18 protein-coding genes and 1 riboswitch are annotated in these 12,809 nt (G+C 62.5%); of the genes, 6 read left to right on the top strand and 12 right to left on the bottom strand.

What is annotated here, in order from left to right; translation table 11 throughout:
• Nucleotides 1-25: 25 nt before the first annotated feature.
• Both AC4GYV_RS12435 and purT read right to left on the bottom strand, forming a co-directional pair.
• Nucleotides 26-496: a hypothetical protein gene (locus tag AC4GYV_RS12435; protein WP_491101017.1), complete on the bottom strand. Its 471-nt coding sequence runs from the start codon at nt 494-496 to the stop codon at nt 26-28.
• Between the two features lie 16 nt (nt 497-512).
• A complete protein-coding gene (gene purT / locus AC4GYV_RS12430) occupies nt 513-1,679 on the bottom strand; it encodes a formate-dependent phosphoribosylglycinamide formyltransferase (RefSeq protein ID WP_491101016.1) in 1,167 nt (388 codons plus the stop codon).
• Nucleotides 1,680-1,742: 63 nt separating this feature from the next.
• On the opposite strand from purT, the gene AC4GYV_RS12425 reads away from it, so the two are divergent.
• Nucleotides 1,743-2,636 carry a peptidylprolyl isomerase gene (locus AC4GYV_RS12425; protein WP_491101015.1) on the top strand — a complete coding sequence of 298 codons (894 nt, stop codon included), beginning with the start codon at nt 1,743-1,745 and terminating at the stop codon, nt 2,634-2,636.
• 3 nt (nt 2,637-2,639) lie between these two features.
• Here AC4GYV_RS12425 and AC4GYV_RS12420 read toward each other — a convergent pair whose 3' ends face one another.
• The 3 genes from AC4GYV_RS12420 to AC4GYV_RS12410 form a co-directional block, all read right to left on the bottom strand.
• A complete protein-coding gene (locus AC4GYV_RS12420; RefSeq protein ID WP_491101014.1) occupies nt 2,640-2,882 on the bottom strand; it encodes a hypothetical protein in 243 nt (80 codons plus the stop codon).
• A 118-nt stretch (nt 2,883-3,000) separates the two neighbouring features.
• Nucleotides 3,001-3,324 (bottom strand): PilZ domain-containing protein, encoded by a 324-nt coding sequence (locus AC4GYV_RS12415; protein ID WP_491101013.1) that lies wholly within the window; start codon nt 3,322-3,324, stop codon nt 3,001-3,003.
• Nucleotides 3,325-3,337: 13 nt separating this feature from the next.
• The gene (locus AC4GYV_RS12410) at nt 3,338-3,613 is read right to left on the bottom strand and encodes a PilZ domain-containing protein (protein ID WP_491101012.1); all 276 of its coding nucleotides are present in this window, start codon (nt 3,611-3,613) and stop codon (nt 3,338-3,340) included.
• A gap of 217 nt (nt 3,614-3,830) precedes the next feature.
• On the opposite strand from AC4GYV_RS12410, the gene AC4GYV_RS12405 reads away from it, so the two are divergent.
• Nucleotides 3,831-5,264, top strand: a complete 1,434-nt coding sequence (locus tag AC4GYV_RS12405; protein WP_491101011.1) for a L,D-transpeptidase family protein — start codon at nt 3,831-3,833, stop codon at nt 5,262-5,264.
• 2 nt (nt 5,265-5,266) lie between these two features.
• Here AC4GYV_RS12405 and AC4GYV_RS12400 read toward each other — a convergent pair whose 3' ends face one another.
• The gene (locus AC4GYV_RS12400; RefSeq protein WP_491101010.1) at nt 5,267-5,785 is read right to left on the bottom strand and encodes a PilZ domain-containing protein; all 519 of its coding nucleotides are present in this window, start codon (nt 5,783-5,785) and stop codon (nt 5,267-5,269) included.
• 214 nt (nt 5,786-5,999) lie between these two features.
• On the opposite strand from AC4GYV_RS12400, the gene AC4GYV_RS12395 reads away from it, so the two are divergent.
• Entirely contained in the window at nt 6,000-6,275 is a 276-nt protein-coding gene (locus AC4GYV_RS12395) for a hypothetical protein (RefSeq protein ID WP_491101009.1), read from the top strand.
• Nucleotides 6,276-6,503: 228 nt separating this feature from the next.
• Nucleotides 6,504-6,565: riboswitch (Fluoride riboswitch) on the top strand.
• A 200-nt stretch (nt 6,566-6,765) separates the two neighbouring features.
• Entirely contained in the window at nt 6,766-7,089 is a 324-nt protein-coding gene (locus AC4GYV_RS12390; RefSeq protein WP_491101008.1) for a hypothetical protein, read from the top strand.
• 8 nt (nt 7,090-7,097) lie between these two features.
• Here the strand turns inward: AC4GYV_RS12390 and AC4GYV_RS12385 are convergent, their stop codons facing one another.
• Nucleotides 7,098-7,784, bottom strand: a complete 687-nt coding sequence (locus AC4GYV_RS12385) for a murein L,D-transpeptidase catalytic domain family protein (RefSeq protein WP_491101007.1) — start codon at nt 7,782-7,784, stop codon at nt 7,098-7,100.
• 528 nt (nt 7,785-8,312) lie between these two features.
• Between AC4GYV_RS12385 and rpsU the strand changes: the two genes are divergently transcribed.
• Complete coding sequence (rpsU, locus tag AC4GYV_RS12380) at nt 8,313-8,519, top strand: 30S ribosomal protein S21 (protein WP_192588663.1); 207 nt, start codon at nt 8,313-8,315, stop codon at nt 8,517-8,519.
• A 17-nt stretch (nt 8,520-8,536) separates the two neighbouring features.
• Nucleotides 8,537-9,037, top strand: coding sequence for an FKBP-type peptidyl-prolyl cis-trans isomerase (locus tag AC4GYV_RS12375; RefSeq protein ID WP_491101006.1), 501 nt, complete (start codon nt 8,537-8,539; stop codon nt 9,035-9,037).
• 1 nt (nt 9,038) lies between these two features.
• Here the strand turns inward: AC4GYV_RS12375 and AC4GYV_RS12370 are convergent, their stop codons facing one another.
• Genes AC4GYV_RS12370 through pyrE form a run of 5 tightly spaced genes read right to left on the bottom strand, consistent with a single transcriptional unit; the run spans nt 9,039 to nt 12,740 of the window.
• Nucleotides 9,039-10,130, bottom strand: a complete 1,092-nt coding sequence (locus AC4GYV_RS12370; RefSeq protein ID WP_491101005.1) for an AI-2E family transporter — start codon at nt 10,128-10,130, stop codon at nt 9,039-9,041.
• The gene (lepB, locus tag AC4GYV_RS12365; protein WP_491101602.1) at nt 10,130-10,999 is read right to left on the bottom strand and encodes a signal peptidase I; all 870 of its coding nucleotides are present in this window, start codon (nt 10,997-10,999) and stop codon (nt 10,130-10,132) included. Before lepB ends, AC4GYV_RS12370 begins: the two co-directional genes overlap by 1 nt.
• Before the next feature lie 27 nt (nt 11,000-11,026).
• Nucleotides 11,027-11,434 carry a holo-ACP synthase gene (acpS, locus tag AC4GYV_RS12360; RefSeq protein ID WP_491101004.1) on the bottom strand — a complete coding sequence of 136 codons (408 nt, stop codon included), beginning with the start codon at nt 11,432-11,434 and terminating at the stop codon, nt 11,027-11,029.
• On the bottom strand, nt 11,431-12,159 hold the full coding sequence (locus AC4GYV_RS12355) for a pyridoxine 5'-phosphate synthase (protein ID WP_491101003.1): 729 nt from the start codon (nt 12,157-12,159) through the stop codon (nt 11,431-11,433). The genes acpS and AC4GYV_RS12355 overlap by 4 nt, the downstream gene beginning before the upstream one ends.
• On the bottom strand, nt 12,156-12,740 hold the full coding sequence (pyrE, locus tag AC4GYV_RS12350; protein WP_491101601.1) for an orotate phosphoribosyltransferase: 585 nt from the start codon (nt 12,738-12,740) through the stop codon (nt 12,156-12,158). Before pyrE ends, AC4GYV_RS12355 begins: the two co-directional genes overlap by 4 nt.
• Between the last annotated feature and the right edge of the window lie 69 nt (nt 12,741-12,809).

The raw sequence follows: 12,809 nt of genomic DNA, 5'->3' as shown, positions 1-12,809 counted from the left end.
CGGGCGAACTAGTGCAGCTTGCCGCTTATGGCGAGGGCTTCTCCTCCGCCCATGTCTGAGTGGCTTTCGGGTCCTGCGTCCCCGCCGTCTTGATGTCGGTGAATGATCCCTGCGGGCGCTTCGTAATCTTGCAGTCCGGGAGCCCCGAGCCCGGGATGTCCTTGCAGTCGCGGACTTGCGCGCTGCCGTCCGGGCCGATGAAGATCGCCCAGTCGCGTGCCGGTCCCTTTTCGTACTCGCAATGGGCCGTCCACATATCGAGGTTCTTCCACTGCCCCACGAAACCGCCGTCGGCGACGCGCTTGCAGGTGTAGCCGGCGTCATAGATCGCGCGCTTCAGGGCGATGCCGAGGTTAAGCGCGGTCAGCTCATGCATCTGGTTCTGTTCCGAGCCGCGGACCTGGATCGGCCTGTTGGGTTGCTGTTGCGCCTGATTATTGTCGCAGGCTGTAAGGCCGAGGCCGATGAGAAGAGCGATGGAAAGCTTCCGGGGCATGGTTCCTCCTTCGCGTTCAATAACGGATTTTGACCTTCGCGGCTGCAGCCTTGGCGCGGTCGACTGCATCTTCCGCATTTTCGTTGCGCGCGAGCGCGATCCCCATGCGGCGGTTTTTGAGCGACTTCGGCTTGGCGAAGATGCGGAGATCGACGGGGCGGCGCGGCGATCCAACGGCAAGTGCCTCGGCTATCCCCTCGTAGGAAATGTCGTCGCTCTCCTGCGAAGCGAGGATCACGGCAGACGCTGATGGGCCGATCAGTTCGATCGACGGGATCGGCAGGCCGAGGATGGCGCGGAGGTGAAGCTCGAACTGGTTCGGGACCTGGCTGATCAACGTGACCATGCCGGTGTCGTGCGGCCGCGGGCTCAGCTCGGAGAAGATCGCCTGGTCGCCGCGCACGAAGAACTCGACGCCAAAAATGCCGTGTCCACCGAGAGCCTCAACGACTTTTCGGGCCTGGAAGCGTGCTGACTGCAGTGCTTCCTGCGGAATGCCTGCCGGCTGCCAGCTTTCGCGATAATCGCCAGCTTCCTGCCGGTGCCCGATCGGAGCGCAAAACAGCACGCCGTCCTTCGTCGCGATGGTCAACAGCGTAATCTCGCTGTCGAACTTGATGAATTCCTCGACGATCACGCGCGGACGGTCGCCGCGCATATTCTCGACGGCGTAGTCCCAGGCCTTGCCGACGTCCTCGCGCTCCTTGGCCGTGCTTTGGCCTTTGCCGGAGCTCGACATCACTGGCTTCACTACGCAGGGTAGGCCAACTTCGTTTGCGGCTGCGATGGCTTCGTCGCGGCTTTCGGCGAATTTGTACTTGGAGGTGACCAGCCCCAGCTCGCGCGACGCGAAGTCGCGAATGCCGTCGCGGTTCATGGTGAGCTGCACGGCTCTCGCGGACGGCGCTATGCGCCAGCCTTCCTGCTCGAGCTGGCCGAGCGCCACAGTATCGATCGCCTCGATCTCAGGCACGATGACGTCGGGCTTGTGCTTTTCGACGGCGGCTCGGATTTTGTCGCCGTCGAGCATCGGAAAGACCTCAAACGCATCGGAGACCTGCATGGCAGGCGCGTTCTCGTAACGGTCGCAGGCGATCACGCGGCAGCCGAGACGTTTGGCGGCGATCGCGAATTCGCGGCCAAGCTCGCCGGAACCCAAAAGCATCAACGTGGCAGTGTACATGGCTAGGCGATAGCGGCGCTGCCTTTGCTCGGCTAGACCGGGGAAAATCCGGGGGAGAAGGGCATGCGTTCATTCCTATTGTTGGCGGTTGCGGCGATCGCGATGGGTGCGGTGCCAGCGCCGGCGCCGAAGAAACTGCCGACGCCGGGAGATATCGTCTCTGCTGCGCCCGCGAGCGACTGGCGGACGATTTCCCCCGACGATTTGCTGGTGATGGACCTGGCGAACGGCGGCCGCGTCGTGGTGCAGCTCGCTCCCGAATTCGCTCCGGTTCACGTCGCAAACATCCGGGCGCTTGCGCGTGGCAATTATTGGGATGGCGCTACAATCTACCGGCTGCAGGACAATTATGTCGCTCAGTGGGGTTTGAACGAGAGCGACCGCCCTTGGCCTAAGGGCGTCGCCGCCAAGCCCCCGGCGGAATATACCCGCCCGCTCACGGGTCTGCAGATCAAGCCGCTCGGCTATCCCGATGCCTATGCTCCAGGCGTGGGCTTCTGGCAGGGATGGCCGGTCGCTTACGACAGGAAGGCTGGATGGGCGACGCTGACCCATTGCTACGCTAGCGTCGGCGTGGGTCGCGACCTCGCACCAGACACGGGCACGGGCGGGGAGCTCTATGCGGTTATCGGCCAGGCACCGCGCCAGCTGGATCGCAATATCGCACTCGTCGGCCGGGTCATCGAGGGCATCGACCGCATGAGCTCACTGCCGCGCGGACCGGCGCCGATGGGCTTCTATCCCGAAAAATCGCAATTCGTCGGCATCGCAAAGCTGCGCCTGGCGAGCGACATACCGGCGGCAGAACGCCCGACCTACGAGTATCTCGACACCGACAGCGCGAGCTTTGCCAAGTTCCTGCAGGTGAAGGCGAACCGGCACGACGACTTCTATCAGGTGCCAGCGGGCGGCGTGGACCTCTGCAACGTCAACGTGCCGGTGCGGAACAAGAAGTAGGCTTTAGGCCGGCCAGGCGTGACCTTCGCGGTTCTTGTGCTGGATGATCACCGGCGCATTATGTGAGCGCATGCTCGCTTCCGCGAGCGGAAGCGCCGTGGCGCAAAATGCGCACTCTGCAGACAGTCGGCCAATGATCCAATGGGTGCGGCCGCAGCCGGGGCAGTGGTTGACCTCATGCTCGCGATAAACGGCGTGATAGCCCCGCTCATAGGGCTTCCAGGCTTCGCTGGAAGTGATCGGCATGACAGACCTTCCTTTCAGGAAAGCCCCAACGACCGACGGGGCAGCCGGTTGCGAAGGATTATCTAGGTTGCTGTCAGGATGTGAGGGGAGGGCGCGGCGAGCCGGTTGGCAACAGCGGTTAGTTGCTCGCGGGAGATAGTCCGAAATCGGTGAGCGATATGGGCGCTGCGAACTCCGCGCCGAGCTTGTCGCCGGCCGTCCATTTCACGACCGCGTTGGCCCGTTCGCGACCCGGGAGCATGAGCCAAACGCGCGAACCAACCTCGAACTGCGCGTCCGATGCAGCCATGAAGCCGCTCTCGGAAATATTCAGGATCTTGGCTTCCACGCCCTCGGCGCCGAGCTCCCGCATTTTGGCTTCTAGCTCGATCGGCAGGCGCGCGAGGCGCCGCCGCTCGGTCACGTCCTCGGCGATGCGAGCCTTGATCATTGCGAAACTCATCTCCATCCGCCGCCTACTCCAGCGGGGACGCGAACGACAGGCCGATCCGCCCATCCTTCACCCAGCGCACCTGTGACCAGACGAAACCATGGTCAAGCAGTTGCAACGGTAACCGCTCACCTATGTTAGGAACATGCGGGAAAACGACCATGGCTCCGGACTTCGATACGTTGATGAGTTGGACCACATGCTTGCGGCCGCGGAATTCGAGAACGCCTGTGCTGGAGAGTGCGGCGTGGCGCGTTTCATTGCGCTCGTCGATCGTGCGCCGCTCGTGGCGCGGAATCATGGATCCTTCTAGGGCAAAACTGGACGCCAACGCACTGCCTCCCCATCTCGGGCAACAGTGGGTTGTAGCCAGCGTCGCTTAAGGATTGGTTTGCAAAACAGGAGCTTGCGAATCCGGCCGCTACTGTTGCTGCTGTACGACTGGCGGGGGCTTTGCATCGCGTGTATGGATTCAACAGGGTCGCGGAGTTTCGTTTAAAATGAACGGGTTGGTGCCGATGAACGGGGGGTTCTCGAAACTGTTGGTCTTCACTGCAGCGGCTGCGCTCGCCGCCGGCTCCGCAGGGGCACAGGTGAAGACGGGGCTGGCAACGCAGGTAAAGGCCGCGCCGGCTGCCAAGCCGCCGGTGGCTCAGCCGAAGGCAACGCAGCCGACGGCGACACCAGAGGCTCCGGTGCCTGGAAATCCCGACTACGCACCTGCTCAGGCGACTGGCGTGGTTCCGCCGCCCGTTGCGCCGCCTCCGCCCCTTCCGCCCGCGATCTGGGACGTCGTGAGCGCGCAGGACTTGCTCTATTACATTCAGCAGGTCGGTAAGGAGGGGTTGAACCCCGCTGACTATGAGCCGGCTGAGCTCGCTGCCGCGATTCAGACCGGCAATCCCGCGCTGATTTCACCGGTCGCGACTGACCGGTTCAACCGCCTGTCCAACGATCTTGCGCTAGGTCACGTGAGGAAGGCCGGCCGCATCGATTGGTGGGTGGTCGACAAGGATCTGGACCCGGCCAAGCAGGATGCGCTGCTGCGCAATGCGCTTGCGACGCACAGCATGCGCGCCTCGCTCGAGGGGCTTCTTCCGACCCACCCGCAATATGCGGCGCTGAAGAATGCGCTGGCGATGACTCCGGCCGATCAGACCGCGAAGATCAACCGCATCCGCCTGAACATGGACCGCTGGCGCTGGCTGCCGCGCGACCTCGGCAACAAATATATCATCGTCAATGTGCCCGGCTTCCATGCGACGCTGGTGGAAAATGGCGTGAACCGCTGGAAGCAGCGTGCCATCGCCGGCAAGCTCTCCACGCCGACGCCTCAGCTCAATGCGACCGCCGTTGGGGTGGTGCTCAATCCTGCCTGGAACGTCCCCAAGAGCATCGAACGCGAAGCTGCAGGCAAGAAGGGCTTCATCCCGATCAAGGGGCCGGGCGGCAAGGTCATGTATTGGCAGCAGCCGCCGGGACCCACCAACGCGCTGGGCCAGGTCAAGTTCGTGATGCCGAATTCCAAGGCGATCTACCTTCACGACACCAACGCGCGGAGCCGTTTCAACGATTCGACGCGCGCGCTCAGTCATGGCTGCGTCCGTACCCAGCACATCCTCGATCTCGCGACCGAACTTCTGGGAGACGACAACGGTCCTTGGACGGCGGACAAGATCCAGGCGGCGCTCGACAGCAAGAAGACCGTGCAGGCGAACTTCGTGAAGCCGCTTCCGGTCTACATCGTCTACTTCAGCTCGGCAGCGCTCGTTGACGGCACCATCGTTGACTACAAGGATCTGTACGGCCGCGATTCAAAGGCGATGGCCGCGCTCCAGATGAGGGATGGCGGTGCGAGCCTGACGGTACCGAAGGCGAAGCCTGAGGAGCAAGCTGCGGGTCAACAGCCTAAGCCCAAGCCGAAACCGGCCGGTCAAGTCGCGACCCGCTAAGGCTAGTTCCGGGGCTGGCTGGACCGATCGAGGATGATCGGGTCGATGAAGGCCAAGCCCACCATTCCGTCCTCGGTCCAACGCACGACCGCGGGCACGAGGATCCCGCCCTCGAAGCGGACATGGACCTTCGAGCCGGGAACGAGGTTGGCAACATGATCGCCCTTCACGCCGCCCTCGGAGATGTCGTGGATGGCGAAATTCGCGGGCGAACCGTCGACCAGAAGCTTCAGCTTCCGGTTCTTCGCAGGCATGCGGGGAAAGCGCCGCTGATCCGCCGTGCCGACGTTGCGCGGCCGCGGCCCCGACGTAACAGCTTCCTGAACGCCCGTTTCGGCTAGGGGCACGGCGGTTCCACAGAAGCCGCACTCTGCACTCATCCGCCCGATATACCATTGCGACCGCCCGCACCCGGGACAGTGGTTGGACTCGTTCACGCGGTAGACGATGTGATGGCCACGCTTAGCGAGCCCAGCAGCGAAGGATGGCGTCGCTCGCTCATAGACGAGAACGTCGGGCATGGTCGCGCTACTCCTCCTGCGGAGGTCATTGGCGACCTCGACAAGAAGCCTATGCTCGACACCTTGCCGAGTGGTTACCAAGTGAGTTGCCTTGTCTGTTTCGCTGATTCCGGCGGCGCGAGCGATTCGTCTCGCCTTGGTACATGCGCCGCAAGGAAGCTTGTGTGCCGATCACACGCGTGCAGCGTATCTCCTGACATCGAGGAGTTGGGCTGTGTCAGTTTTCGGTAAGCGCAAGGACGGTCCTGGTGGACGCCGATGGATTCAACGGAAGCGGGTCGGGATATCTGCCTCCGTCATCTTCGCAGGCGATGCAAAACCTGCGCTCATTGAGGATCTCTCGATTTCGGGAGCGAAGTTGCTCGGGCGGGACCTTCCAGAGGCCGGCACGGATGTGACCCTAAAGGTTGGCGCTCGCTCGCTTGCTGGCCGGATCGCCTGGGAGGCAGGAGACCATCGCGGAGTGCGCCTCGAGTTCGGCCGGGTCTGATCGCCTCGATCTAGCAGCGAATGCAACGGCCCACGGGGCGACCATGGGACCGTTGCACCAAAAGGGCACTCGGTTGATCGCCCTTCCTGAACTCTCCGGATTTGCTTTGGGGGCCAAAAGCCGGCGAGCCTTCAACTACACTAGACTCTCGATGCGCGACGAACGGGTCGCAACTGCACAAATTGTGCAATAACCCAGCCTTGATCCCTTCGTGCGCAGCTCTAAGTGCCAATTATAGGGAATGGGGTTATCCCTTTAACCGCCGAACGGCTGATCACTCCTACTTGCGCATTCGTGCGTCAGGCGGAGAATATTACTCAAAGTGCCTGCTTCATCTCTTAGCATTCAAAAACGGGAAGTATCAGCGAAGTCCAGACCGGCAGGGCTGCGTCTGGCGTTGATGACATTACGCCTTTTGGAGAATTGGCGCTCGCACCTTGGGCTCGATCATGATTCCGCACTAATCATCCTTGCGACCGCGGCGATCACCATGGAAAAGTTCACCAGGCTGGACTTCGATAAGGCGCATCAGGACGTGCGAAACCCCATGCCGCCCAAGCTACTCACCAAATGCAACGTGAGTTCGATCGCTGCGGCCACCGGCCTTAATCGGGAAACGACCCGCAGGAAGGTTCAAGCGCTACTCAATGCAGGGATGCTGCTTGCCGACGAGAAGGGGTCGATCCGGCTAAGCCCCGACTACACCTGTGCCATTCAGACGAGCCAAATGATGAGCTCGCAATTGCAAACGCTCGTGCACGCAGCGAACGGGCTGCTGAAGGATGACATCCTTCAAACCACCACCGAATCCTAGACGAGTGTTTAGGCGAGCTTTTCCGCGTAGATCATGCGGCCGCCCGCGAGCTTGCGCATCACATCGTACTGGCTCTTGCGCGACATGGCGAAGCAGCCTTCGGAGCGTCCGAGCTTGCCGTGAATCGGGATCATGTCGTCTTCGGCGTACCACGCATTGTGAATGACGATCGCGCGCGGTTCGGCATTGTAGTTCGACCAGTCGAGACCGCGGACTTTCATGGAGAGGCCGTACTTGCCGTCGTAATAGTCGCCTGTCGTGTAGGCGCCGTTTGAGCTCGCATAGGAGCCGAAATTGTTCGAGAAGCGCTCGACGAAACCGCTGTGATCGGGATCGGAACCGCGGCCGTGCGCAACGCGGTGCGATTCAACCGAACCGTCCACCAGGTTCACGACGTAGAAGCGCGGCTCGCTGGAAGGCCGCGAGAAGTCGACGATGCCGACCGAATCACGAGCCCAGATCTTGTGCTGGTCGAGCGCGGCCTTGGCCTTCGCGAAAAGCTGCGGATCGATGCCGCCCGGAGCGGTCGGGACGACCGGCTGCTGCGGCACGGTAGCGTATGGATTAGGCGCGGCAGGGTTCGGCTGCGTCGGTGCCAGAATGGGCAGAACGCTCGAACTTGCTGAAGAAGAAATGATTGCCCCGGCTGCCCCCATGGCCCCCAGACGCAATATTTCACGCCGATTCAACGTCACTACTACCCTCCCGAAACGAACGATGGTTGTAACATTCAATGAGTTAACGGTGGATAACCCATATCCCTGGTTTTCGCGTTCCACCGCGTCCCTTGGGCGTTTCATCGCAGTGCATAGACCCTCGAAGTGTCTCAGCGTCAAAATGGCTGACTTTGACACGCCCAGATTGGTCGCACTCAATGACGGACCCAATGTGCATAGCGTTAAGTATCGCGCTGATTGGCTTCGATGCCCCGCTCTAGCTGGCTAGATATGGTAAATGTACTATGTTTTTCAATGGTTTGGGCGCGAAGTGCAAACTATGTGGCGCGGAAGGTCATATTCGGAAAGGTCCACTGGAAGAGGAGTGGGCGGCCGAGAGACGAGTGGTCTTCTTCGATGGGTTGAACGGGTTTCGAACCACTGCTAAGGGGCGCCTCGCCGCCGCAGGTTGATCCTCCGGAGGCCGCTGGCGTGCCGCTAGGAAAACCTCCGCGTTTTCAGCGATTTGGGGCGGCGCGAACAAATACTAGGAGTTGACGGGACTTTATGCAGATCATCGTTCGCGACAATAATGTCGAGCAGGCGCTGCGCGCGCTCAAGAAGAAGCTGCAGCGCGAGGGCGTCTACCGCGAGATGAAGCTGCGCCGCCATTATGAGAAGCCGTCGGAGAAGCGTGCCCGTGAGCGTGCCGCTGCAATCCGCCGCGCCCGCAAGCTCGAGCGCAAGCGCGCCGAGCGCGAAGGCTCACGCTAAGCCTTAGCGACACAAAAGTGTCCGTCGCCGAAGCCGCTCACCGTCCCGCCAACTCCGGCCGGGCCGTTGCGCTTTGGCTGGCGTTCATCGTCATCATCGCCGCCGGCATCGGACTTGCCTGGCTAGGCGCTGGCTCCCTTCGTCCCGAGGTGACCGCCAGCGGCCTGCAATTCCGGACTCTGCGAGCCGGCACCGGCGAGCCGATCCAAGCCGGCGACGCTGCAATGCTCGACTATGTCGGCACATTCGATGACGGCACGGTATTCGATGCCAGCCAGAACCACGGCGGCCCGCAGCCATTCACGATGGCGGGCGTCTTCCCGGGCTTCGCCGAGGCGATGACCAAGATGCAGGAAGGCGGCCAGTACCGCTTCACCATGCCGCAGAAGCTGGCTTTCCCGAACGGACAGCGTCCCCAGGGCTTCCCGCCGAACAGCAACCTCACCTTCGAAGTGCAGGTGCAGAAGATCGTTCGTGGCGGTGCTCAGCTCATGCAGCAGATGCCCCAGCAGCGCTGACCTAAGTCGGCTCGACCACCTCCGGTCCTTCGCCTTCCTTCGCTGCCTGCTGGCGACTGAGGTCAATCAGAACGACCTTCAACGTTGCGAGGATCGGGTCGGCGAAGAGTACGCCGAGGATGCCGAACAGCGCGCCCATGAGCAGCTGCATCGCAAGTACCACCGCGGGTGCGAGATCGACCGTACGGCGGGCGATGTATGGCACGACGAAATAGCCGTCGATGTTCTGGACGAAGAAATAGACGAAGATCGCGTAGACACCCTGATGCGGCCCCGCGCTGAATCCAACGGCGACCATCAGCACGCCCGACGTGATGGCGCCGATATTCGGAATGAACGCGAGGACGCCGGTCACGAGGCCGAGCAACGCCGCCATGGGGACTCCGCCGATCGTCAGCATCGCCCAGGTAAAGAAGCCTTCGAAGATCATTCCGACGAGCCGCCCGAACAACAAGCGACGGAGCGTGAAGCCGACGTGCGCCGCAACACGGTAGAAGCCGGCGCGATGTCGAACCGGGAGCATCCATGCGATCCCACGGTCGTAGATGCGCGGCTCGGCGGCGAGGAAGATGCCGATCACGATCATCGCGATGACGCTGGTGACTGCGCCGATCGCGCTCCCGACCGCGCTGGTGAGCCGGCCAACCGATCCGAGGAGCTCTGAGCCGATGTTGCCCGGCGGGCCTTGAGGAACCAGGCCAAGCGACTCTGCGAAAACCATCAGCTTGTCGAACTGCGCGGTTACCACTTGGCGCAGGTCCTCGAACTGCGCGGCTATTGTCGTGCCCGCGAAATAAAAGACCCAACCGAGGAAGCCGAAGCCGAGGAGGCAAGTAAGGACCAGCCGCCAGGGCCGCGGGATCGGAAGGACCCGCCCGAGCAAGCGCGTGCCGCCGTCGAGAAACACGGCAAAGATCGCCCCGCCAATGATCAGCAGAAGCGGCTGCGCGAGAACGACCACGCCGACGATGAGCAGGGCCATGCCGAACCACACGGCGGCCTTCGCCATTTCTCGGCGAACGAGAGGATCGCGGAACTCCGCCGGACCCGGGCGCTCGATGTGAGGCTCAGTGGTCGGCGGACGATCCGGCATCAGCTATTTCGCAGCGAAGTCCCGGCGCGGCCGTGGCGGAGCGCCTCGAACCAGGTGAGCGGGTTCCACCACACCGTTGAGCCGTCGAGGGAGAAAGTGATGAATTCCGCGCGGCCGCCGATATTCTCCCACGGCACGGGTCCGCCGAGGCCGCCCTGCCATTCCGGCACTCGGCTGTCGGCGCTGTCATCGCGGTTGTCGCCCATCAGCCAGACATGGTTGGCCGGCACGGTGATCGGACCGAAATTGTCCTCGGTCGACTTGCCGAGCTCCACAGTCTCATAGGTCCGGCCGCTCGGAAGCGTTTCGCGCACCACAGGCACCTTGCAGTACATCTTGCCGTCCGCGCCCTTAACCCGGAAATTGTAGAGCGCTGGATCATGCTCCGATCCGCACGGCGAATTGACGTCGACCGGGAACAGGCGCTGCGTTTCCTCGCCGCGCTTCACGGCCTGACCGTTGATGTATAGCTGGCCGTCCACCATTCGGATCACGTCGCCCGGAAGGCCGATCACCCGCTTGATATAGTCTGTCCGCGTGCCCGGAGGCGTCACGATGACGATGTCGCCGCGCTCCGGCAGACGGCCGAGAAAGCGCCCCGACGTCGGCGGCAGCACGTGGAAGCTTGGGGACACCCACGACCAACCGTAAGGATATTTCGTCACCACAAGGCGATCGCCGGTGAGAAGCCCCGGCATCATAGATTCGGAGGGAATGTAGAATGGCTTGGCGACGAAGCTGTGGAAGGCGAGTACCGCAAGCAGCACCCAGGCGAGGCCGCGGATCTCTCGCCATAAAGCGGACCCCTTCTTTTCCTTGCTTTCGACGGATGGGTTTTCGTCGGCAGGAGGTGTGGCCTGTTCGTCCATGGTCACCTCCGGAATAGTATCGCTCACTCAGGGCTCCAACTTGCGGGCGGTCAGGATCACGAAAGCCTGCGCCCAGGGATGATCGTCGGTCATCGTCAAATGTATGTCGATGGCGTGGCCTTCCGGCGCAAGAGCGTCAAGCCGCGCCTTCGCGCCACCGGTGACATGTAACGTAGGTGCGCCAGACGGAAGATTAACGACGCCGATGTCCTTCATGAAAACGCCGCGCTTGAAGCCGGTACCGACGGCTTTTGAGAAAGCTTCCTTCGCAGCGAAGCGCTTGGCGAGCGTTCCGGCGATCGTGTGCGGACGCGACGCAGCTTTTTTGCGTTCAATGTCGGTGAAGACGCGATTGAGGAAGCGGTCACCGAACCGGTCGAGCGAATTCTGAATCCGCTCGATGTTGCAGAGGTCGGAGCCGAGACCGATGATCATCGCGCCGAATCCATCAGTTCGCGCATGCGACGAACGGCCACGTCCAGGCCGGTGAAAATGGCCTCCCCGATCAGGAAATGTCCGATGTTGAGCTCGGCGATCTGCGGGATCGCGGCGACTGGTACGACATTGTCGAAGGTAAGACCGTGGCCGGCGTGCGGTTCGATACCGTTCTTGATAGCCAGCGCCGCGCAGTCGCTGATCCGTTTCAACTCGGCCGCGCGCTCCTCCCCTGCCGCGTGGGCATAGCGGCCGGTGTGAAACTCAACGACTGGCGCCTCGAGCCGAACGGCTGCCGCGACTTGCTCCTCCGTCGGTTCGATGAACAGGCTGACCCGGATGTTCGCGGAGCCGAGCTTGTCGACGTAGTAAGCAAGGTGATTGTGCTGCCCAGCAGCATCCAGCCCGCCCTCAGTCGTGCGTTCCTCGCGGCGCTCCGGGACGATGCAGGCGGCGTGCGGTTTGTGGCGCAGCGCAATGTCCAGCATTTCCTCGGTCGCAGCCATTTCAAGGTTCAGCGGCAGCGCGATCTCAGCCATCAACCGATCGATGTCATCATCCGTGATGTGCCTGCGGTCTTCGCGCAGATGCGCGGTGATCCCGTGAGCGCCCGCCTCGGCAGCGATCAGTGCGGCGCGCACCGGATCCGGATGATCGCCGCCGCGCGCGTTCCGGATCGTCGCGACGTGGTCGATATTGACGCCGAGGCGGAGCTTGCCGGTCACGCGGCAGCGCGGCTCCCCGGCTTGATCGCTGGGATAGCGGCGAGCTCCGGCGGAACGGCATCGGCCTCATAGGTTGGTACGTCGATGCGGATCAGCGGGAAAAAGGGGATGCCGAGGTCAGCAGTTCCGGACGAGCGGTCGACGAGCGCAGCTTCGGCAATAACGTCGCCGCCGGACTGCCGGACGGCTTCGATCGCTTCCCGGGACGACAGGCCGGTGGTCACGACGTCTTCGACCATCAACACCTTGGTGCCCGGGTCGAGGTGGAAGCCGCGGCGCAGCTCGAAGACGCCTTGCGGCCGCTCAACGAACATTGCGGGCTTGCCTAGCGCGCGGCCCATTTCATGGCCGATGATGACGCCGCCCATCGCTGGTGAAACGACGGCTTCGATGCTCTCACGCAGCTTCGTTGGGATCATCGCGGCGAGGGCCTGCGCCAACCTTTCGGCGCGCGCAGGGTCCATCAGCACCCGCGCGCATTGCAGGTAGCGGGGGCTCCTCAGACCCGATGAAAGAATGAAGTGGCCTTCGAGCAGCGCATCGGCGGCGCGGAACTCGGCGAGGATTTCGTCGTCGGTCATCATTGGGACCGTGCCATTAAGCCGCTTCGACAAGTGTTCCAAGTGCCGCTTGAGGGTCTGGAAAGCCTT

The organism is Sphingomonas sp. SP4 (assembly GCF_058313375.1).
This window is presented reverse-complemented; position numbering and strand designations above follow the sequence as displayed.

What these genes read in the sequence shown, in the direction of transcription:
- AC4GYV_RS12435 (WP_491101017.1), bottom strand. Translation starts at nt 496, where the DNA reads ATGCCCCGGAAGCTTTCCATCGCTCTTCTCATCGGCCTCGGCCTTACA.
- purT (WP_491101016.1), bottom strand. Translation starts at nt 1,679, where the DNA reads ATGTACACTGCCACGTTGATGCTTTTGGGTTCCGGCGAGCTTGGCCGC.
- AC4GYV_RS12425 (WP_491101015.1), top strand. Translation starts at nt 1,743, where the DNA reads ATGCGTTCATTCCTATTGTTGGCGGTTGCGGCGATCGCGATGGGTGCG.
- AC4GYV_RS12420 (WP_491101014.1), bottom strand. Translation starts at nt 2,882, where the DNA reads ATGCCGATCACTTCCAGCGAAGCCTGGAAGCCCTATGAGCGGGGCTAT.
- AC4GYV_RS12415 (WP_491101013.1), bottom strand. Translation starts at nt 3,324, where the DNA reads ATGAGTTTCGCAATGATCAAGGCTCGCATCGCCGAGGACGTGACCGAG.
- AC4GYV_RS12410 (WP_491101012.1), bottom strand. Translation starts at nt 3,613, where the DNA reads ATGATTCCGCGCCACGAGCGGCGCACGATCGACGAGCGCAATGAAACG.
- AC4GYV_RS12405 (WP_491101011.1), top strand. Translation starts at nt 3,831, where the DNA reads ATGAACGGGGGGTTCTCGAAACTGTTGGTCTTCACTGCAGCGGCTGCG.
- AC4GYV_RS12400 (WP_491101010.1), bottom strand. Translation starts at nt 5,785, where the DNA reads ATGCCCGACGTTCTCGTCTATGAGCGAGCGACGCCATCCTTCGCTGCT.
- AC4GYV_RS12390 (WP_491101008.1), top strand. Translation starts at nt 6,766, where the DNA reads ATGGAAAAGTTCACCAGGCTGGACTTCGATAAGGCGCATCAGGACGTG.
- rpsU (WP_192588663.1), top strand. Translation starts at nt 8,313, where the DNA reads ATGCAGATCATCGTTCGCGACAATAATGTCGAGCAGGCGCTGCGCGCG.
- AC4GYV_RS12370 (WP_491101005.1), bottom strand. Translation starts at nt 10,130, where the DNA reads ATGCCGGATCGTCCGCCGACCACTGAGCCTCACATCGAGCGCCCGGGT.
- lepB (WP_491101602.1), bottom strand. Translation starts at nt 10,999, where the DNA reads ATGGACGAACAGGCCACACCTCCTGCCGACGAAAACCCATCCGTCGAA.
- acpS (WP_491101004.1), bottom strand. Translation starts at nt 11,434, where the DNA reads ATGATCATCGGTCTCGGCTCCGACCTCTGCAACATCGAGCGGATTCAG.
- pyrE (WP_491101601.1), bottom strand. Translation starts at nt 12,740, where the DNA reads ATGACCGACGACGAAATCCTCGCCGAGTTCCGCGCCGCCGATGCGCTG.